The sequence below is a fragment of the Enterobacter sp. CGMCC 5087 genome (assembly GCF_003144775.1).
Lineage (GTDB): Bacteria > Pseudomonadota > Gammaproteobacteria > Enterobacterales > Enterobacteriaceae > Enterobacter > Enterobacter cloacae_M.
Genome location: NZ_QFXN01000042.1, coordinates 1 through 18,583, shown reverse-complemented (window position 1 = coordinate 18,583; position 18,583 = coordinate 1). Strand labels below are relative to the sequence as shown.

Below are 18,583 nucleotides of genomic sequence, written 5' to 3'. Positions count from 1 at the left end.
AAACACTCAATTATTTAACATTCAAATAACTTTTTATTTACCGGATGAGGTCGCTATGTCTCTGTCAATTACGCGTGAAAATTTCGATGAATGGATGATGCCGGTTTACGCTCCGGCGGCTTTTATTCCGGTTCGTGGGGAAGGCTCGCGCCTGTGGGATCAGCAGGGTAAAGAGTATATCGACTTTGCAGGTGGGATTGCGGTCAACGCGCTGGGGCATGCGCACCCTGCGCTGCGTCAGGCGCTGAATGACCAGGCGGCGAAGTTCTGGCATACCGGCAACGGCTTTACTAACGAGCCCGCGCTGCGCCTGGCCAAAAAACTGATCGACGCGACGTTTGCCGAAAAGGTCTTTTTCTGTAACTCGGGGGCGGAAGCCAACGAAGCGGCGCTGAAGCTGGCGCGCAAATATGCGCACGATAAATTTGGTACCCACAAGAGCGGCATCGTGGCGTTTAAAAACGCCTTCCACGGGCGCACGCTCTTTACCGTCAGCGCGGGCGGCCAGCCTTCCTACTCGCAGGATTTTGCCCCGCTGCCGCCGGATATTCGCCACGGTATCTATAACGATCTGCAGTCCGCCAGCGAGCTGATTAACGACACCACCTGCGCGGTGATCGTCGAGCCGATGCAGGGCGAGGGCGGCGTGCTTCCGGCGCAAAAAGCCTTCCTGCAGGGGCTGCGCGAGCTGTGCGATCGCCACAACGCGGTCCTGATTTTCGACGAAGTCCAGACCGGCGTGGGCCGCACCGGCGAGCTGTATGCCTATATGCACTACGGCGTGACGCCGGACGTGCTTTCGACCGCCAAAGCGCTCGGCGGCGGCTTCCCGATTGGCGCGACGCTGACCACCGATAAATTCGCCAGCGTGATGACCGTGGGCACCCATGGCACCACCTACGGCGGCAACCCGCTGGCCACCGCCGTTGCCGGGCAGGTTCTCGACATCATTAACACGCCTGAGGTGCTGAAAGGCGTTAAGCAGCGTCACGACTGGTTTGTCGAGCGCCTGAATGCCATCAACGGCAAAACGGGACTGTTTAAAGAAATTCGCGGTCTGGGGCTGTTAATCGGCTGCGAGCTCACCGCCGAGTTTGCCGGAAAAGCTAAACTTATTTCACAGGAAGCGGCAAAAGTGGGCGTGATGGTGCTGATTGCCGGTGCCAACGTGGTGCGTTTTGCGCCGGCGCTGATCGTCAGCGAGGAAGAGGTGCAAACCGGTCTGGACCGTTTTGCGCTGGCGTGTGAAAAAGTGAAATCCGGGGTGTCATCATGATGGTCATCCGTCCCGTTGAGCGCGGCGATCTCGCCGGGCTCATGCAGCTTGCCGGTAAGACGGGAGGCGGGCTGACCTCGCTTCCTGCCGATGAAAAAACGCTGTCGGCGCGCATTGAGCGCGCCCTGCAAACCTGGCAGGGGACGTTGCCAAAAAGCGAACAGGGGTATGTGTTCGTGCTGGAAGACACCGACACGGGGACCGTGGCCGGGATCTGCGCCATTGAAGTGGCCGTTGGGCTTAACGACCCGTGGTACAACTATCGCGTCGGCACCATGGTTCATGCCTCGAAAGAGCTGAACGTTTATAACGCGCTGCCCACATTGTTTCTCTGCAATGACCACACGGGCGCCAGCGAGCTATGCACGCTGTTCCTCGACCCGGCGTGGCGCAAAGAGGGCAACGGCTATCTGCTCTCCAAATCGCGCTTTATGTTTATGGCCGCCTTCCGCGATCGCTTTAACGAAAAAGTGGTCGCGGAGATGCGCGGCGTGATCGACGACACTGGCTACTCGCCGTTCTGGGAGAGCCTGGGCGAGCGCTTCTTCTCGATGGAGTTCAGCCGGGCGGACTATCTCTGCGGCACCGGCCAGAAAGCCTTTATCGCCGAACTGATGCCGAAGCATCCTATCTATACCCATTTCCTCAGCCCGGAAGCGCAGGCGGTGATTGGCGAAGTCCATCCGCAGACCGCGCCTGCCCGCGCGGTGCTGGAGAAAGAGGGGTTTCGCTACCGGAACTATGTCGACATCTTTGACGGCGGCCCAACGCTTGAGTGCGATATCGACCGCGTGCGCGCGATCCGTAAAAGCCGTCTGGTTGAGGTCTCTGAAGGTCAGCCCGCGCCGGGTGACTGGCCCGCCTGTCTGGTATCGAACGAAAATTACGCCAATTTCCGCGCCATGCTGGTGCGTACCAACCCGAAATGTGAACGTCTGGTGCTGACGGCTGCAGAACTGGATGCCCTGAAATGTAACGCCGGCGATACGGTTCGCCTGGTGCGTCTCTGCCCTGAGGAGAAAACAGCATGACATTATGGATTAACGGTGACTGGGTCACGGGCGAAGGCGAAGAGCGCGTAAAGACCAATCCGGTTGGAAAAGAGGTGCTCTGGAAGGGGCATGACGCCAGCGCCGCGCAGGTGGAACAAGCCTGCCGTGCCGCGCGCCGCGCGTTTCCGGCGTGGGCAAAACAGCCTTTCGCCGTGCGCCAGGAAATTGTTGAAAAGTTTGCCGGGCTGCTGGAGGCAAACAAGGCCGAACTGACGCGCATCATCGCGTCTGAAACCAGTAAACCGCGCTGGGAAGCGACAACCGAAGTGACGGCGATGATCAACAAAATCGCCATTTCGATCAAGGCGTACCACACCCGCACCGGCGAACAGCATACCGAGATGCCGGACGGCGCGGCCACGCTGCGCCACCGTCCGCACGGCGTGCTGGCGGTATTTGGCCCGTATAACTTCCCGGGACACCTGCCGAATGGCCATATTGTGCCTGCGCTGCTGGCGGGCAATACCGTCATCTTCAAACCGAGCGAGCTCACGCCATTCACCGGCGAGGCGGTGGTCAAACTCTGGGAACAGGCCGGCCTGCCGCCGGGCGTGCTGAACCTGGTGCAGGGCGGGCGGGAGACCGGTCAGGCGCTGAGCGCGCTGAGCGATATCGACGGTCTGCTGTTTACCGGCAGCGCCGGTACGGGCTATCAGCTGCACCGCCAGCTGGCAGGGCAGCCGGAGAAAATCCTGGCGCTGGAGATGGGCGGCAACAACCCGCTGATTGTGGAAGACCCTGATGATATCGACGCCGCGGTGCACCTGACGATTCAGTCTGCCTTTATTACCGCCGGACAGCGCTGTACCTGCTCCCGCCGCCTGCTTGTGAAACGGGGCGCACAGGGGGATGCCTTCCTGAAGCGTCTGGTTGAAGTGAGCGCGCGTCTGGTGCCTGCCGCATGGGATGCCGACCCGCAGCCGTTTATCGGCGGGCTGATTTCCGAACAGGCCGCGCTGAACGTGCTTATGGCCTGGCAGGACCACGTCGCGCGCGGCGCGAAAACCCTGCTGGAGCCGAAGCAGGTTCAGCCGGGTAGCTCGCTGCTGACGCCGGGCATCGTAGAGATGAGCGGCGCAAGCAACGTGCCGGATGAAGAGGTCTTTGGCCCGCTGCTGTGCGTCTGGCGTTACGACGATTTCGATGCGGCGATTGCGATGGCGAACAACACCCGCTACGGCCTGTCGAGCGGGCTGATTTCTCCGCATCGCGAGAAGTTTGACCAACTGCTGCTGGAAGCGCGCGCCGGGATTGTGAACTGGAATAAACCGCTGACCGGGGCCGCGAGCACCGCGCCGTTCGGTGGTGTAGGCGCGTCGGGCAACCATCGCGCCAGCGCGTGGTATGCCGCCGATTACTGCGCGTGGCCGATGGCGAGCCTGGAAACCCCGGCGCTGACGCTGCCGGAGACGCTTAACCCGGGGCTGGATTTTACCGGAGGGGATCGTCATGAAAGCGCGTGAGGTTAACTTTGACGGGCTGGTGGGGCTGACGCACCACTATGCCGGTCTCTCTTTTGGTAATGAAGCCTCGACGAAGCACCGTTTTCAGGTGTCGAACCCGAAGCTGGCGGCGAAGCAGGGGCTGCTGAAGATGAAGGCGCTGGCGGATGCCGGTTTCCCGCAGGCGGTGATCCCGCCGCAGGAACGCCCGAACGTGGCTGTCCTTCGTCAGCTCGGCTTCAGCGGTACCGATGAGCAGGTCGTCGAAAAAGCGGGTACGCAGACGCCGCATCTGCTCTCCGCGGCAAGCTCCGCCTCCTCGATGTGGGTGGCAAACGCCGCGACCGTCGCACCGTCAGCCGACACGCTGGATGGCAAAGTTCATCTGACGGTGGCGAACCTGAACAATAAATTCCACCGCGCCACCGAAGCGGAAACCACCGAGCGCGTGCTTCGCGCCATTTTCAACCATGACGCCCATTTTGAGGTGCATCAGGCTCTGCCGCAGGTGGCGATGTTTGGCGACGAAGGCGCGGCTAACCATAACCGCCTGGGAGGCGACTATTGCGACCCGGGCCTGCAGCTGTTTATCTATGGGCGAGAAGAGGGGGGCTACGCCGCGCCAACCCGTTATCCTGCTCGTCAGACGCTGGCGGCCAGCCAGGCGGTTGCCCGCCTGAACCAGGTCAATCCTTCCCAGGTGGTTTTTGCCCAGCAAAACCCGCATGTGATTGACCAGGGCGTGTTCCATAACGACGTGATTGCCGTTTCTAACCGCCAGGTGCTGTTCTGCCACGAGCAGGCGTTTGCCCATCAGGAGAAGCTGCTCGCCACGCTGCATGAGCGCGTGCGCGGCTTCACGCCAATCCAGGTGCCAACGGAGGCGGTGAGCGTGCAGGACGCGGTAGAAACCTATCTGTTCAACAGCCAACTGCTGAGCCGTGACGATGGCAGCATGATGCTGGTCCTGCCGCAGGAGTCCCGGGATCATAAAGGCGTGTGGTGCTACCTGACGGAGCTGGTCAAGGCCGATAACCCGATTGACGAACTGCGCGTGTTTGATCTGCGCGAAAGCATGGCCAACGGCGGCGGGCCAGCCTGTTTACGTCTGCGCGTGGTCTTGACTCAGGACGAAATGCGGGCGGTGAACCCCGCGGTCATGATGAACGATACGCTCTTTACGCGGCTGAATGACTGGGTCGATCGCTACTATCGCGATCGGCTAACGCAGGCGGATCTGGTTGACCCGCAGCTTCTGCGTGAAGGACGCGAGGCGCTGGACGCGTTATCGACAATCCTGCAGCTGGGATCGGTTTACCCGTTCCAGCGCTAAAGGAGTGGATATGGAAAATTTACTGGCGCTGACCCTGGCCGATGAGACGCCGGAACAGAAAGAGGGGGACGGCCCCTCATTTCGCTGGCGGTGGCTGGGGCGCGGGGTGCTTGAGCTGACGCCGACCGTAAAAAGCGATCTCTCGCTGCTGCTTTCAACGGGTATCCACGGGAATGAAACCGCGCCCGTTGAGATTGTTGATCTGCTGCTGCGTGCGCTGTACCGCAATGAGATCGAACTAAAGTGCCGCGTGCTGGTGGTGCTCGGCAATCCCCCTGCGCTGGCGCAAAACAAACGGTATCTGGTGAGCGACATTAACCGCATGTTCGGCGGCCGCTGGTCGCAGTTTCCGCAGAGCGATGAAACGGCGCGGGCAGAGTGGCTGGAGAACGTCGTGACCGCGTTTTTTGCCGCCGCGGGGCCGGCGCGCTGGCATCTGGATCTGCACACGGCAATCCGCGCGTCTTACCACGTTCGCTTCGGCGTTCTGCCGCAGCGCAATCAGCCGTGGGATGAAGCGTTCCTGAGCTGGCTGGGTGACGCCGGGCTGGAGGCGCTGGTATTTCATCAGTCGCCGGGCGGAACCTTTACCCATTTCACCTGTGAACGTTTCGCTGCGCTGGCCTGCACGCTGGAGCTGGGAAAAGCGCTGCCGTTCGGCCAGAACGATCTGACCCGCTTTGCGACTACGCATCTCGCCCTTCGGGCGCTGCTGGGAGGAACGGCTCCCGAGCACGCGCATCAGCCCGTTGAGCGGTATCGGGTCGTGCAGCAGATCACGCGCCGTAGCGATGCTTTCCAGCTCCACATGGCCGCGCACACCCTGAACTTCACGCCGTTCCGCAAAGGGGCGCTGCTGGCTGAGGATGGCGAGGAACGTTACGAGGTGCAGAACACTACCGAGTATGTCTTATTCCCTAACCCCACCGTCGCGTTTGGCCTGCGGGCCGGGCTGATGCTGGAAAAAATATCCTGAACCTTTCCCCTCTCATCATTCGGGAGGGGGAGGTAAAAAACTTTTCTTAACGATTAAAGCGCTTGCGATTATTTTGCAGAATATTCCTGGTGAATTGCTTTATTATTGATCTGCACTTCGCTATACTTCTGATAAATCTCTTTAAAATCATCGAATTGAGTATTTTTTGTTTCAACTCTCCACGCTTTATCCTTATTTCCTCCACATTTGGCGAAAATTTGTTTTTTACACTTTCATTGTTTTACCGTTGCTCTGACTAATTGACGATAAATCCCGTAAAGTTAATCTCGTCAACACGGCATAGCGCCGAAGAATAACTGAAAGAAAGGAAATAAATTATGCGTAAGTTTACTGCACTGTTTGTTGCTTCTACCCTGGCTCTGGGCGCTACCAGCATGGCGTTCGCCGCAGATACTGCGACCACTACGACTGCCGCGCCTGCTGAAGGCAAAATGATGATGCATCATAAAGGTCCGGGTATGCACAACGAGATGATGATGTTTAAGGATCTCAACCTGACGGATGCGCAGAAGCAGCAGATCCGCGACATCAGAAAAGGTGAACGCGACCAGATGAAACGTCCTCCGCTTGAAGAGCGCCGTGCGATGCATGACATCATCGCCAGCGACAGCTTCGATAAGGCGAAAGCCGAAGCGCAGATCGACAAAATGGCCGAGCAGCACAAAGCCCGCATGCTGGCTCACATGGAAACCCAGAACAAGATCTACAACATTCTGACCCCGGAACAGAAAAAACAATTTAATGCGAATTTTGAGAAGCGTCTGACAGAACGTCCGGCGATGGAAGGTAAAATGCCAGCACCAACCGAATAAACGGTTCACACTCTTAAGACCGCCGGGATCCTGTCCACAAAAGCGCAACCGCTGTGGACAGGACCGGCGGTTTTTCTTTCCTGCCCTCTTGCCTGCCGCCGCCAGCGCGGTATCCTCCTGTAGTCGCTTCAGAGAATGTTTGCAGAGTCATGGCGTTAGAATTTTTATTAACGTTCCGCTAAGGCCTGCCCGCTCTGCTGCCGATACTGTTTCTGTGAATACCCAACGATAACAAACAAGACAGCAACGATAGCGATATCCTTGCCCTGGCACGGGTTGTGCCATTCAGGAGTGGTGATGGAGTTCTTTGATATCCGTAAGATGCCGGTCAGCCTCTGGCGCAATGGTGCTGGCGAAACGCGTGAGATTTGCTGCTTCCCTCCCGCGACGCGGGATTTTCAATGGCGCGCCAGTATCGCGACGATTGCCAGCAACGGCGAATTTTCCTCGTTTCCCGGCGTCGACCGGGTGATTACCTTGCTGGAAGGAGGGGAGGTGACGCTGGATGCCGGTCAGGCATTCTCCCATACCCTCAAGCACCATCAGCCCTACAGCTTTGCCGGCGATCTGCCGGTGAAAGCGCTGCTTTCCGATGGGCGGATGGCGATGGACTTCAACATCATGACCCGGCGCGACTGCTGCCGGGCGAAGGTGCGCGTGGCTGACCGTACCTTTACCACCTTTGGCTCACGCGGGGGCGTGGTGTTTGTGTTAAGCGGGGCGTGGCAGCTGGGTGATAAATTGCTGACGGCCGATCAGGGCGCCAGCTGGGAGGAGGGTACCCATACGCTGCGTCTGCTGGAAGCTCATGGCACCTTATTGTTCAGCGAAATCACGTGGCTGCCGGGTCATTGAGTTCAATGATCTCAAACTTTCCTGCCAGGACCGGTTTACAGAGAATTTTATAGCCATCGTGGTCAAATCCGGCGGGCGTGCGCAGCAGGGTTGCCGCGTCGTTGATGTCGTCGACAGCGCCCAGCCAGAGCCAGTTGTTGACGATGTGATACTGGGTCATTGCCTCGCCCACTTCTTTTAGCGCAACGGCGCTTTCCCAGGGCCAGCAGTTTACGCTGATGGCCGCCAGACCGGTGAGGAGCCGGGCGTGATGCGCCTCAACGCTCTCTTTCCCGCAGCAGGCACCGGCGCAGCGCTTCAGCGCTGATCGAAAACAGGCGCGTCCGCGGGTGGTTGCCTCCAGACCTAAAAGGCTGTAGCAAAGCTGTAAATCGTCCGCCAGCGTCTGCAGCGCCTGGAGCGCGGCGCGTTTATTGGCAAACAGCCCATAGAGATTCGGGGCATGAGAAAAATCGACGTCGCGCGCGTAGACGACCTGCGGCTTGCCATCGTTTATCTGCAGGGAGCAGAGCTGACGGTTGCGGCGCAGGCGCTTATTGAACAACGGCTGTTGTTCTTTTATCAACCGCGCCTCCAGCAGCAGCGCCCCCATTTCTCCCGCCGTCTGGAACCAGGTAATGCGTCGCGACTGACGCAGCATGGCGGCCTCGTCCGGCGTACGCAGATGGGATAACACCCGACTGCGAATGTTAACGCTCTTGCCGATATAGAGCGGCAGGGTGTCACTTTCACCGTGAAAGATATACACGCCCGGCTGTTTAGGCAGCGCCTCAAGCCAGGGGCGAAGGTGTTCGGGATATTCGTAGATAGCCGCCGCTTCAAACTCAAGACGCGGGGCGGATTGACGCCTGCTCACATACTGCTCCATATACTGTTCAGGTATACAGTGTAGCAGGAGTGTGGTGGTTAAAAAAGAGCCGGGTGGCGGCTACGCCTTACTCGGCCAGGACGTGCGGCCTGATGCCCTCACCCCAACCCTCTCCCACGGGAGAGGGCGCAAACATTAAAAGCGGTAACCTGGTTACCGCTTTGCTTTATTTTTTCCAGAAGTCGTCAAACACCGTAATTGGCGTATGGCGCTTGTGCTCGGTTTTCAGATACCAGCCTTCGATGATTTTCGCGGTACCTTCATCCAGCTTTTTGCCTTCCAGATAATCATCAATGTTGTCATAGGTGACGCCAAGGGCCGCTTCATCCGGCAGGGAAGGGCGATCGTCTTCAAGGTCCGCTGTCGGCGCTTTCTTATACAGATGCTCAGGACAGCCCAGCGCGGCCAGCAGCTGCTTACCCTGACGCTTGTTAAGACGGAAGATAGGGTTAATATCGGTGCCGCCGTCGCCGTATTTGGTGAAGAAACCGGTGATCGCTTCTGCCGCGTGGTCGGTGCCGACGACAACGCCTTTGGTCATCCCGGCGATGCTGTACTGCGCTTTCATGCGTTCGCGGGCTTTCTCGTTGCCGCGAACAAAATCGCTCAGCTCAATGCCCGCTTCGCGAAGCGCCTGCTCGCTTGCCAGCACCGAGCCCTTAATATTAACGGTCAGCACGCGGTCAGGCTGAATGAAGGCAATGGCATCCTGGCAATCCTGCTCGTCCGCCTGTACGCCATAAGGAAGACGCACCGCGATAAACTGCAGTTTCTCATCGCCCGTCTCTTCGCGAAGCTCTGAAATCGCCATCTGGCAGAGTTTACCGGTCAGGGTAGAGTCCTGGCCGCCGCTGATGCCCAGCACCAGGGATTTCAGGAACGCGTTCTTTTTTAAGTACGATTTTAAAAAATCCACGCTGCGGCGGATCTCTTCATGTGCATCTACCGTAGGCTTCGCGCCCAGTGCCTGAATAATCTCTTGTTGCAGAGCCATCACGCCCTCCATATGCAGTACATAAACAGAATGTGTTAGCTGTTAAAACTAACCCTTTGGGCGAGAAACGACAAGGATCACAGTTTCGAGTGCGCTAATTTGCGCCGATTTAGCAGGTTATCGTTGTTTTATTAGAATTTTCCGAAATTCGTCTGGCGTAATCCACAAAGTTGAACAATAGTACTTTTTATCCCATGCTTAGATAACACGCTGATAAACAAGAGGACGGAATATGAACAAGAACGTAGCAGGAATTCTTAGCGCAGCGGCGGTACTGACTATGCTGGCAGGGTGTACGGCTTACGATCGCACCAAGGATCAGTTTACGCAGCCCGTAGTAAAAGACGTTAAAAAAGGCATGACCCGTTCGCAGGTAGCTGCGATTGCCGGTAAACCTTCTTCTGAAGTGACCATGATTCATGCGAAAGGGACCTGCCAGACCTATATCCTGGGTCAACGTGATGGTAAGGCAGAAACCTACTTCGTCGCCCTGGATGATACCGGTCATGTGATCAACTCCGGCTATCAGACCTGTGCTGAATACGACACCGATCCGCAGGCACCTAAGGCGCAGTAACCCTGCTTGCCTGAGGATGTTAACAAACCGGCCCATGGGCCGGTTTTTTTATGCATCAGAAAATCTTATTTCTTTGCGCGAATTATTTGCCCGAAATGTGAAGGGAGTCAACAAGCCAGGTCAATGAGAGACAATTTGAGTCTATCCAGAATTATCCCCTGTCTGTACCATTGCGTATACTCACTCCAACGATAAACAACAGTACGCAAGCTACCTGTCTGCCGGGACAGCGAGTCGAGTGATAGCGCGATGGCAGGTAGTTATATAAGAGGGAAATCACGATGGAAAAGAAACATATCTACCTGTTCTGCTCAGCGGGCATGTCAACGTCGCTTCTGGTGTCAAAGATGCGTGCGCAGGCTGAAAAGTATGAAGTCCCTGTGGTGATTGAAGCGTTTCCAGAGACGCTGGCGGGCGAAAAAGGCCAGACAGCCGATGTTGTTTTACTGGGGCCGCAAATTGCCTATATGTTGCCCGAAATTCAACGACTGTTACCCAATAAACCGGTCGAAGTGATCGATTCGGGGCTTTACGGCAAAATTGATGGTTTAGGTGTTCTTAAAGCTGCTGTGGCAGCCATTAAAAAAGCTGCTAATTAATTTTTATTTTTCCCGTCAAAGAGTTATTTCACACACAATACGCCGTAACATGCGTTACGGCATTTAAGGGTATTTTCCTATGAGTAAAGTCATCGCTTCACTTGAAAAGGTACTCCTTCCTTTTGCTGTTAAAATAGGAAAGCAGCCTCACGTTAATGCCATCAAAAACGGCTTTATTAAATTAATGCCGTTGACGCTGGCCGGGGCCATGTTCGTTTTAATTAACAACGTTTTTCTGAGCTTTGGTGAAGGTTCCTTCTTTTATTCATTAGGAATTCGGTTAGACGCTTCCACTATTGAAACCCTTAATGGTTTTAAAGCCATTGGCGGCAACGTCTATAACGGTACGTTAGGGATTATGTCGCTGATGGCGCCTTTCTTTATTGGGATGGCACTGGCAGAAGAGCGTAAAGTGGATCCGCTGGCTGCCGGGTTATTATCCGTCGCCGCTTTTATGACCGTGACGCCTTACAGCGTGGGTGAAGCCTATGCCGTTGGTGCCAACTGGCTGGGCGGGGCCAACATCATCTCCGGTATTGTTATCGGCCTGGTGGTGGCAGAAATGTTCACCTTTATTATCCGCCGCAACTGGGTTATCCGCCTGCCGGATAGCGTACCGGCTTCCGTTTCTCGTTCATTTTCCGCGTTGATTCCAGGCTTCATTATTCTCTCCATCATGGGGATTATCGCCTGGGCGCTCTCCCACTGGGGCACAAACTTCCACCAGATCATCATGGACTCTATCTCTACGCCGCTGGCGTCGATGGGTGGTGTGGTCGGTTGGGCGTATGTGATTTTCACTTCTCTGCTGTGGTTCTTTGGCGTGCATGGTTCACTGGCACTGGCCGCGCTGGACAGCGGGATTATGACCCCCTGGGCACTGGAAAACGTTGCGCTTTACCAGCAGTACGGCTCCGTTGACGCGGCGCTGGCAGCGGGTAAAACCTTCCATGTGTGGGCGAAGCCGATGCTTGACTCCTATATCTTCCTGGGCGGTACCGGGGCGACCTTGGGTCTGATCATCGCGGTCTTTATTGTCTCTCGTCGTGCTGACTATCGTCAGGTCGCGAAGCTGGCGCTGCCATCAGGCATCTTCCAGATTAACGAACCGATTCTGTTCGGTCTGCCAATCATCATGAACCCGGTAATGTTCATTCCGTTCATCCTGATTCAGCCGCTGCTGGCCGCGATCACCCTGACGGCGTATTACATGGGCATCATTCCACCGGTCACCAACATTGCACCGTGGACCATGCCGGCGGGTCTGGGCGCCTTCTTCAACACCAACGGCAGCGTCGCAGCCTTCCTGCTGGCGATATTCAACCTCGGGATTGCCACCCTGCTGTACATGCCTTTCGTGGCGATTGCCAACAAAGCCGCCACCATTATTGATGAAGAAGAGAGCGAAGAGGATATTGCCCTCTCACTGAAATTCTAAGATTGACCGGCGCGGGGAAGCCCGCGCCAGCCACAAGGAGCTTAAACATGTTAGATTTGGATAGTATTGTCGCAGACGAAGCCGTCGAGAACGATCTCGAAGAAGTGGTGATGGGGCTTATCATCAACTCCGGACAGGCCCGCAGCCTGGCCTATGCCGCACTGAAGCAGGCTAAACAGGGGGATTTCGCCGCCGCGAAAACCATGATGGACCAGTCCCGCACGGCGCTCAACGAAGCGCACCTGGTGCAGACAAAGCTGATTGAAGGCGATCAGGGCGAAGGGAAGATGAAGGTCAGCCTGGTGCTGGTCCACGCGCAGGATCACCTGATGACCTCGATGCTGGCGCGTGAGCTGGTGGCAGAGCTCATCGAGCTTCACGAGAAAATGCACTGAGTCGGATTTCGCAGCAGGAGGTCAGCACGATGGAAATTAAAACCGCACTTGAACAGCAGCTGTTTAACGGCAAAAATTTTCACGTGGTTATCTACAACAAAACGGAGAGCGCCAGCGGTCTGCACCAGCATGATTACTACGAGTTCACGATTGTTCTGACCGGCCGCTACTACCAGGAGATCAACGGTAAGCGCGTCCTGCTTGAGCGAGGGGATTTTGTCTTCCTGCCGATGGGGTCTTATCACCAGAGCTTTTACGAATTTGGTGCCACCCGTATTCTGAACGTGGGCGTCAGCAGACGCTTCTTTGAGAAGCACTATCTGCCGCTGGTGCCGTTCTGCTTTGTGGCCTCCCAGGTCTATCGGGTCAAAAACGAGTTTATGACCTGGATTGAAACGGTTATCGCCTCGCTTAACTTCCGCGACAATGAATTTGATGAGTTTATTGAAACGGTGACCTTCTACGTGATGAACCGGCTGCGCCATCATCGTGAGGAGCAGCAGGTGACGGATGATATTCCACAGTGGCTGCGCAGCACCGTTGAGCTGATGCATGATAAAGGCCAGTTCAGCGAAAATGCGCTGGAAAATATGGTGTCACTGTCGGGGAAATCCCAGGAATATCTGACCCGCGCGACGCAGCGCTATTATCGTAAAACACCCGTGCAAATTATTAATGAAATCCGCATTAATTTTGCAAAGAAACAGCTGGAAATTACCAACTACTCTGTCACCGATATTGCTTACGAGTCAGGATACAGTAGTCCAAGCCTGTTTATTAAGACCTTTAAAAAATTGACTTCATTCACACCGAACAGTTACCGGAAGAATTTAACGGTAATTAATTAACTTTCGGCGGATTACCCGCCACAAATATTGCTTTAATGGCTTGCCCAAATAGCGGGAAGAGTACGCTATACCTTGCAGGCGATTAACCTGATACGCTAAGGGAGATATTATGCAGAAGAAATTAAAAGTCGTAACCATTGGTGGCGGCAGCAGCTATACCCCGGAATTACTTGAAGGTTTTCTGAAACGTTATCATGAATTACCGGTCAGCGAATTATGGCTGGTTGACGTTGAGGAAGGTCAGGAAAAGCTGAATATTATTTTCGACCTGTGCCAGCGCATGGTGGAGAAAGCGGGCGTGCCTCTGACCGTGCATAAAACCCTCGATCGCCGTCTGGCGCTGAAAGATGCGGATTTCGTCACCACCCAGCTGCGCGTGGGCCAGCTGAAGGCGCGCGAGCTGGACGAACGTATCCCGCTGAGCCACGGCTATCTCGGGCAGGAGACCAACGGCGCGGGCGGTCTGTTCAAAGGCCTGCGTACCATCCCGGTGATTTTCGACATCGTCAAAGACGTGCAGGAGGTCTGCCCGAACGCGTGGGTGATTAACTTCACCAACCCGGCCGGGATGGTGACCGAGGCGGTCTATCGTCATACCGGTTTCAAACGCTTTATCGGCGTCTGTAACATTCCGATCGGCATGAAGATGTTTATCCGCGACGTGCTGGCGCTGACCGACAGCGACGATCTCTCCATCGACCTGTTCGGCCTGAACCACATGGTATTCATTAAAGACGTGATCGTGAACGGTAAATCACGGTTTGCCGAACTGCTCGACGGCGTGGCTTCCGGTCGCCTGACGGCGGCATCGGTGAAAAACATCTTTGACCTGCCGTTCAGCGAAGGGCTGATCCGCTCGCTGAACCTGCTGCCGTGCTCGTACCTGCTTTACTACTTCAAGCAGAAAGAGATGCTGGCCATCGAAATGGGAGAGTACTATAAGGGCGGCGCGCGCGCGCAGATCGTTCAGAAAGTCGAGAAGCAGCTGTTCGATTTGTATAAAGATCCGAACCTGAACGTCAAACCGAAAGAGCTGGAGCAGCGCGGCGGGGCCTACTACTCCGATGCGGCGTGCGAGGTGATTAACGCCATCTACAACGACAAGCAGGCGGAGCACTATGTCAACGTGCCGCACCACGGCCATATCGACAATATCCCGGCGGACTGGGCGGTTGAGATGACCTGCATCCTGGGACGCGATGGCGCTAAACCGCATCCACGCATCACCCACTTCGATGATAAGGTCATGGGCCTGATCCACACCATCAAAGGCTTTGAAGTGGCGGCAAGCAACGCGGCGCTGAGCGGCGAGCTCAATGACGTGCTGCTGGCGCTGAACCTCAGCCCGCTGGTACATTCCGACCGCGATGCGGAGCAGCTGGCCGGCGAGATGATCCTGGCGCATGAAAAATGGTTGCCGAACTTTGCCGCCACGATCGAGAAGCTGAAGTTCAAACACCACTGAGAGGACGCACAATGGAAAACCTGCTGATCGTTAATGCTGATGATTTTGGCCTCTCGAAAGGCCAGAACTACGGCATTATTGAAGCCTGTCGCCGGGGTGTTGTGACCTCGACCACGGCACTGGTGAATGGTGAGGCGGTTGAACACGCGGCGCAGCTGAGCCGCGAGGTGCCTGAGCTGGGCGTCGGCATGCATTTTGTGCTGACGCTCGGGATGCCGCTTTCACCAATGCCGGGCCTGACGCGCGACGGCCAGCTGGGCAAATGGATTTGGGAACAGGCGGAGCAGGGCGCTCTGCCGCTCGAAGAGATTGCCCGCGAGCTGGAGCGTCAGTTCAACCGCTTTATTGACGCGTTTGGTAAGGCGCCGACGCACATCGACAGCCATCACCACGTGCATATGATCCCGGCGATTTTCCCGATTGTCGCGGAGTTTGCGCAGCGTAAAGGCGTGGCGATGCGCGTGGACAGGGAGGCGCACGGCGTGCCCGACTGCGCCGTGACCACCACTGAGGGGTTCAGCAGCGCATTTTACGGCGACGAGGTCGACGAAGCGCTGTTCCTGAAGGTGCTGGATGATTCCGCCGCGCGGGGGGAACGATCGCTGGAGGTCATGGCGCATCCTGCTTTTGTCGATAACACCGTACGTAAGAGCGCCTACTGCTGGCCGCGCCTGGCGGAGCTGGACGTGCTGACGTCGGCGTCGCTGAAGTATGCTATTGCCGAGCGCGGGTATCGGTTGGGGACGTTCGGAGATCTTTGAGACAAAGCCCGGTGGCGAGGTAAAAGCAAAACGGTAACCTGGGTTACCGTTTTTATTGTTTTCTCCCTCTCCCGTGGGAGAGGGCCGGGGTGAGGGTATTTTTTACGCCGGGATCTGGTCAATCTTACTGCTGCGCGACCAGACGCGGTGCGCAGCGAGCAAATCAAACAGCTTCGTCATAAAGGCGTCATCAACGTTGTCTCCCTCGACAATGCCGTCCTCACCCTGATCGGCCACCTTCAGCTGCGCCTTAAACCGTCGCGCGTCGCCGGACAGCGCGATCGGTTTCAGGTGCTTGTAGGCTTCGAGCAGATAATACACCGCGTCACCGTTGGTCAGCAGGCTGTCTATATCCCCGCACGGCACAATCACCGCGTCAACGGTCAGCGATGGCGCCCCGGCAAAGGTTGCCGCCACCGGCAGCACGGAGCCGTCATCGGCGGTCACTTCCCCCATGCGGGAATAAAGCAGTTTCGCATGCACGCCCTGGGTTTTCAGCGCCTGCATAATCCCCAGCACGTCGCTGGCGCGGGTTTTGTCGTTCAGCAGGATGGCGACCACGCGGCCTTTAATCGAGCCACCCGGCACGGCATACAGACTCAGCGACGGATCTTTCTTCACGCCGTTAACCTCTTTCGGCGGGGCAAGGTTGCGCTGCTCGTCGGTCAGCGTGATGCCCAGGTTATCCGCAACGCTCTGGGCGAGCTGAATATCAATGCGCGCCAGCTGATCGACCACGCGCTCGCGGATGTAGGTGCGCACCACTTTGCTCAGCTCAAAGCTGAAGCCGCCGATGATGTGCTGCTGCTCAATCGGCGTCTGGCTGTTCCAGAACAGGCGAGGGTGGGCGTAATACTCGCCGAACGACGGGCTGCGCTCGCGAATTTTATTGCCGTCGATACGCTCCTGGTACGATTCGAATCCACCGCGTTTCGGCGCCGGCGGCGTTTCGCGCGGCCAGTTATCGTTGATCGAGTTCGGCTCATAGTTAGCCGGGTTGGTATCAATATCCTGACGGTGCATCCCGTCGCGCTGGAAATTGTGGTACGGGCAGGTTGGGCGGTTAATCGGGATTTCGTGGAAGTTCGGCCCGCCAAGACGGCTGATCTGCGTATCGGTGTACGAGAACAACCGTCCCTGCAGGAGCGGATCGTTGGTGAAGTCCAGCCCCGGCACGATATGCCCCGGGTGGAATGCGGCCTGTTCGTTTTCGGCGAAGAAGTTATCCGGGTTGCGGTTGAGCACCATTTTACCCACCAGCTGTACCGGCACCAGCTCTTCCGGGATCAGCTTCGTCGGGTCAAGCAGGTCGAAATCGAACTTAAATTCGTCCTCTTCCGGAATGAGCTGCAGACCCAGCTCGTACTCCGGGAAATCGCCCGCTTCAATTGACTCCCACAGCTCGCGGCGATGGAAGTCCGGATCGCGTCCGGTCAGCTTCTGCGCCTCGTCCCACACCAGCGAGGCTTTGCCCGCCACCGGCTTCCAGTGGAAGCGCACAAACGTGGCTTTCCCCTCGGCATTGATCAGGCGGAAGGTATGGATACCAAACCCTTCCATGGTGCGGTAGCTGCGCGGGATGCCGCGGTCTGACATCGCCCACATCACGTTGTGTAAGGTTTCAGGCTGCAGGGAAACATAGTCCCAGAAGGTGTCGTGCGCACTTTGTCCCTGCGGTATGGCCCAGTGGGGCTCCGGTTTTACCGCATGGACAAAGTCAGGAAATTTATGCGCATCCTGAATGAAGAACACCGGGGTGTTATTGCCCACCAGATCGAAAATACCCTCTTCGGTATAAAACTTGGTGGCAAAGCCGCGGATATCCCGAACCGTATCTGCTGACCCCGCGCCGCCCTGCACGGTGGAGAAGCGCACAAACACCGGGGTAATTTTATCCGGGTCAGAGAGGAAGTCCGCTTTGGTGATGTCTTTCAGACTCTTGTAGGGCTGGAAGTAGCCGTGCGCAGCGGAACCGCGCGCGTGGACGATGCGTTCCGGTATCCGTTCGTGGTCGAAATGGGTGATTTTTTCCCGCAGGATAAAATCTTCCAGCAGGGTTGGCCCGCGCGCGCCTGCGCGAAGGGAGTTCTGATCGTCAGCAATGCGCACGCCCTGATTGGTGGTCAGTGCAAAACCTTCGCCGCCTTTGCGGTGCGGCTCAAGCGATTTCAGCTTCTCGTTTCCCGTCTCCGGCAATTTCATGCTTCCCGGTGCGGTAGGCTGTTCGCCCGGTGCTGAAGGGCCAGGTGAGGGGCGGTGAGAGCCGTCAGCAGGGGCGAGAGAGTCCATACCCGGTTGAGATTCCTCAGTGCCATGAATCGGTGATTGATGAGTTTTATCTTTGTTCGACATTGCACGCTTCTCCTTTATCCATTGCTAAAAACCCTATTAAGGATAGAACAATGTCGCGAGATGGCTCGCGAACTAAGAGTTTTCACATGCCGTCATTAACGAAAGGAGCCATCCCACCCACTCGGAGCGCGACGGAAGGCAGCAGGATCGGCTATCATAGAATTTTCCTGCTTCAAGAATTTGCTTTAGTGAACCAGTCGCTTATGAAACCTCTTCGTCAACAAAACCGCCAGGTTATTAGCTATGTGCCCCGCGTTGAGCCCGCGCCGCCTGACCATGCCCTGAAAGTGGAGGGTTTTCGCGATGTCTGGCAGCTTCGGGGGAAATACGTGGCCTTCGTGCTGATCGGCGAACATTTCCGCCGCTCGCCCACGTTTACGGTGCCGGAGTCAGCGCAGCGGTGGGCGATGCAGATCCGCCAGGATGAAGAGGTTGAAGAATAACAGCCATAAAAAAACCGCCATCAGGCGGTTTTTTTATTTCTACCGAGATTAACGGTGCGCCAGCTCGGCGTCGTCT

Annotated in this window: 18 protein-coding genes; 15 read left to right on the top strand and 3 right to left on the bottom strand. The window is 56.6% G+C overall.

Translation table 11 applies throughout. The features are described 5' to 3' along the window. Positions 1-55 precede the first annotated feature (55 nt). The 7 genes from DEO48_RS03950 to ves all read left to right on the top strand — a co-directional run bounded on the left by DEO48_RS03950 (position 56) and on the right by ves (position 7,767). On the top strand, positions 56-1,276 hold the full coding sequence (locus DEO48_RS03950) for an aspartate aminotransferase family protein (protein ID WP_029742016.1): 1,221 nt from the start codon (positions 56-58) through the stop codon (positions 1,274-1,276). Then, complete coding sequence (astA, locus tag DEO48_RS03945; protein ID WP_023311275.1) at positions 1,273-2,307, top strand: arginine N-succinyltransferase; 1,035 nt, start codon at positions 1,273-1,275, stop codon at positions 2,305-2,307. Before DEO48_RS03950 ends, astA begins: the two co-directional genes overlap by 4 nt. Then, a complete protein-coding gene (gene astD, locus DEO48_RS03940; protein ID WP_109844421.1) occupies positions 2,304-3,791 on the top strand; it encodes a succinylglutamate-semialdehyde dehydrogenase in 1,488 nt (495 codons plus the stop codon). The genes astA and astD overlap by 4 nt, the downstream gene beginning before the upstream one ends. Continuing rightward, positions 3,778-5,103 (top strand): N-succinylarginine dihydrolase, encoded by a 1,326-nt coding sequence (gene astB, locus DEO48_RS03935; protein ID WP_109844420.1) that lies wholly within the window; start codon positions 3,778-3,780, stop codon positions 5,101-5,103. Before astD ends, astB begins: the two co-directional genes overlap by 14 nt. 10 nt (positions 5,104-5,113) lie before the next feature. Continuing rightward, entirely contained in the window at positions 5,114-6,079 is a 966-nt protein-coding gene (gene astE, locus DEO48_RS03930) for a succinylglutamate desuccinylase (RefSeq protein ID WP_109844419.1), read from the top strand. A gap of 338 nt (positions 6,080-6,417) precedes the next feature. Continuing rightward, complete coding sequence (spy, locus tag DEO48_RS03925; RefSeq protein WP_023311279.1) at positions 6,418-6,912, top strand: ATP-independent periplasmic protein-refolding chaperone Spy; 495 nt, start codon at positions 6,418-6,420, stop codon at positions 6,910-6,912. Between the two features lie 297 nt (positions 6,913-7,209). Next, complete coding sequence (gene ves / locus DEO48_RS03920) at positions 7,210-7,767, top strand: environmental stress-induced protein Ves (RefSeq protein ID WP_109844418.1); 558 nt, start codon at positions 7,210-7,212, stop codon at positions 7,765-7,767. Here ves and cho read toward each other — a convergent pair. Both cho and nadE read right to left on the bottom strand, forming a co-directional pair. Beyond that, a complete protein-coding gene (gene cho, locus DEO48_RS03915) occupies positions 7,745-8,635 on the bottom strand; it encodes an excinuclease Cho (protein ID WP_181366959.1) in 891 nt (296 codons plus the stop codon). The genes ves and cho overlap by 23 nt on opposite strands. A 166-nt stretch (positions 8,636-8,801) precedes the next feature. After that, complete coding sequence (nadE, locus tag DEO48_RS03910) at positions 8,802-9,629, bottom strand: ammonia-dependent NAD(+) synthetase (RefSeq protein WP_023311282.1); 828 nt, start codon at positions 9,627-9,629, stop codon at positions 8,802-8,804. A gap of 232 nt (positions 9,630-9,861) precedes the next feature. Between nadE and osmE the strand changes: the two genes are divergently transcribed. The 7 genes from osmE (at position 9,862) to chbG (ending at position 15,712) form a co-directional block, all read left to right on the top strand. Beyond that, complete coding sequence (osmE, locus tag DEO48_RS03905) at positions 9,862-10,206, top strand: osmotically-inducible lipoprotein OsmE (RefSeq protein ID WP_010430142.1); 345 nt, start codon at positions 9,862-9,864, stop codon at positions 10,204-10,206. Positions 10,207-10,487: 281 nt separating this feature from the next. Then, positions 10,488-10,805: a PTS N,N'-diacetylchitobiose transporter subunit IIB gene (gene chbB / locus DEO48_RS03900; protein ID WP_008500676.1), complete on the top strand. Its 318-nt coding sequence runs from the start codon at positions 10,488-10,490 to the stop codon at positions 10,803-10,805. A 79-nt stretch (positions 10,806-10,884) separates the two neighbouring features. Then, positions 10,885-12,243 carry a PTS N,N'-diacetylchitobiose transporter subunit IIC gene (gene chbC, locus DEO48_RS03895; RefSeq protein ID WP_023311283.1) on the top strand — a complete coding sequence of 453 codons (1,359 nt, stop codon included), beginning with the start codon at positions 10,885-10,887 and terminating at the stop codon, positions 12,241-12,243. Positions 12,244-12,290: 47 nt separating this feature from the next. Then, entirely contained in the window at positions 12,291-12,638 is a 348-nt protein-coding gene (chbA, locus tag DEO48_RS03890) for a PTS N,N'-diacetylchitobiose transporter subunit IIA (RefSeq protein ID WP_023311284.1), read from the top strand. 5 nt (positions 12,639-12,643) lie between these two features. Next, positions 12,644-13,486 carry a transcriptional regulator ChbR gene (gene chbR / locus DEO48_RS03885; protein WP_071789366.1) on the top strand — a complete coding sequence of 281 codons (843 nt, stop codon included), beginning with the start codon at positions 12,644-12,646 and terminating at the stop codon, positions 13,484-13,486. Positions 13,487-13,595: 109 nt separating this feature from the next. After that, entirely contained in the window at positions 13,596-14,951 is a 1,356-nt protein-coding gene (locus tag DEO48_RS03880) for a 6-phospho-beta-glucosidase (RefSeq protein WP_109844417.1), read from the top strand. Between the two features lie 11 nt (positions 14,952-14,962). Next, on the top strand, positions 14,963-15,712 hold the full coding sequence (chbG, locus tag DEO48_RS03875) for a chitin disaccharide deacetylase (protein ID WP_109844416.1): 750 nt from the start codon (positions 14,963-14,965) through the stop codon (positions 15,710-15,712). 102 nt (positions 15,713-15,814) lie between these two features. Here chbG and katE read toward each other — a convergent pair whose 3' ends face one another. Then, on the bottom strand, positions 15,815-18,064 hold the full coding sequence (gene katE / locus DEO48_RS03870) for a catalase HPII (protein WP_109844415.1): 2,250 nt from the start codon (positions 18,062-18,064) through the stop codon (positions 15,815-15,817). A 50-nt stretch (positions 18,065-18,114) separates the two neighbouring features. Here katE and cedA point away from each other — a divergent pair, with 50 nt between their 5' ends. After that, positions 18,115-18,507, top strand: a complete 393-nt coding sequence (gene cedA / locus DEO48_RS03865; RefSeq protein WP_309136789.1) for a cell division activator CedA — start codon at positions 18,115-18,117, stop codon at positions 18,505-18,507. The last annotated feature ends 76 nt before the right edge of the window (positions 18,508-18,583 follow it).

Coding starts and splice junctions, on each gene's coding strand:
- ves (WP_109844418.1), top strand. CDS start 7,210: ATGGAGTTCTTTGATATCCGTAAGATGCCGGTCAGCCTCTGGCGCAAT.
- astD (WP_109844421.1), top strand. CDS start 2,304: ATGACATTATGGATTAACGGTGACTGGGTCACGGGCGAAGGCGAAGAG.
- DEO48_RS03950 (WP_029742016.1), top strand. CDS start 56: ATGTCTCTGTCAATTACGCGTGAAAATTTCGATGAATGGATGATGCCG.
- katE (WP_109844415.1), bottom strand. CDS start 18,064: ATGTCGAACAAAGATAAAACTCATCAATCACCGATTCATGGCACTGAG.
- DEO48_RS03880 (WP_109844417.1), top strand. CDS start 13,596: ATGCAGAAGAAATTAAAAGTCGTAACCATTGGTGGCGGCAGCAGCTAT.
- chbC (WP_023311283.1), top strand. CDS start 10,885: ATGAGTAAAGTCATCGCTTCACTTGAAAAGGTACTCCTTCCTTTTGCT.
- cedA (WP_309136789.1), top strand. CDS start 18,115: ATGTCGCGAGATGGCTCGCGAACTAAGAGTTTTCACATGCCGTCATTA.
- osmE (WP_010430142.1), top strand. CDS start 9,862: ATGAACAAGAACGTAGCAGGAATTCTTAGCGCAGCGGCGGTACTGACT.
- chbA (WP_023311284.1), top strand. CDS start 12,291: ATGTTAGATTTGGATAGTATTGTCGCAGACGAAGCCGTCGAGAACGAT.
- spy (WP_023311279.1), top strand. CDS start 6,418: ATGCGTAAGTTTACTGCACTGTTTGTTGCTTCTACCCTGGCTCTGGGC.
- nadE (WP_023311282.1), bottom strand. CDS start 9,629: ATGGCTCTGCAACAAGAGATTATTCAGGCACTGGGCGCGAAGCCTACG.
- chbG (WP_109844416.1), top strand. CDS start 14,963: ATGGAAAACCTGCTGATCGTTAATGCTGATGATTTTGGCCTCTCGAAA.
- chbB (WP_008500676.1), top strand. CDS start 10,488: ATGGAAAAGAAACATATCTACCTGTTCTGCTCAGCGGGCATGTCAACG.
- astB (WP_109844420.1), top strand. CDS start 3,778: ATGAAAGCGCGTGAGGTTAACTTTGACGGGCTGGTGGGGCTGACGCAC.
- cho (WP_181366959.1), bottom strand. CDS start 8,635: ATGGAGCAGTATGTGAGCAGGCGTCAATCCGCCCCGCGTCTTGAGTTT.
- astE (WP_109844419.1), top strand. CDS start 5,114: ATGGAAAATTTACTGGCGCTGACCCTGGCCGATGAGACGCCGGAACAG.
- astA (WP_023311275.1), top strand. CDS start 1,273: ATGATGGTCATCCGTCCCGTTGAGCGCGGCGATCTCGCCGGGCTCATG.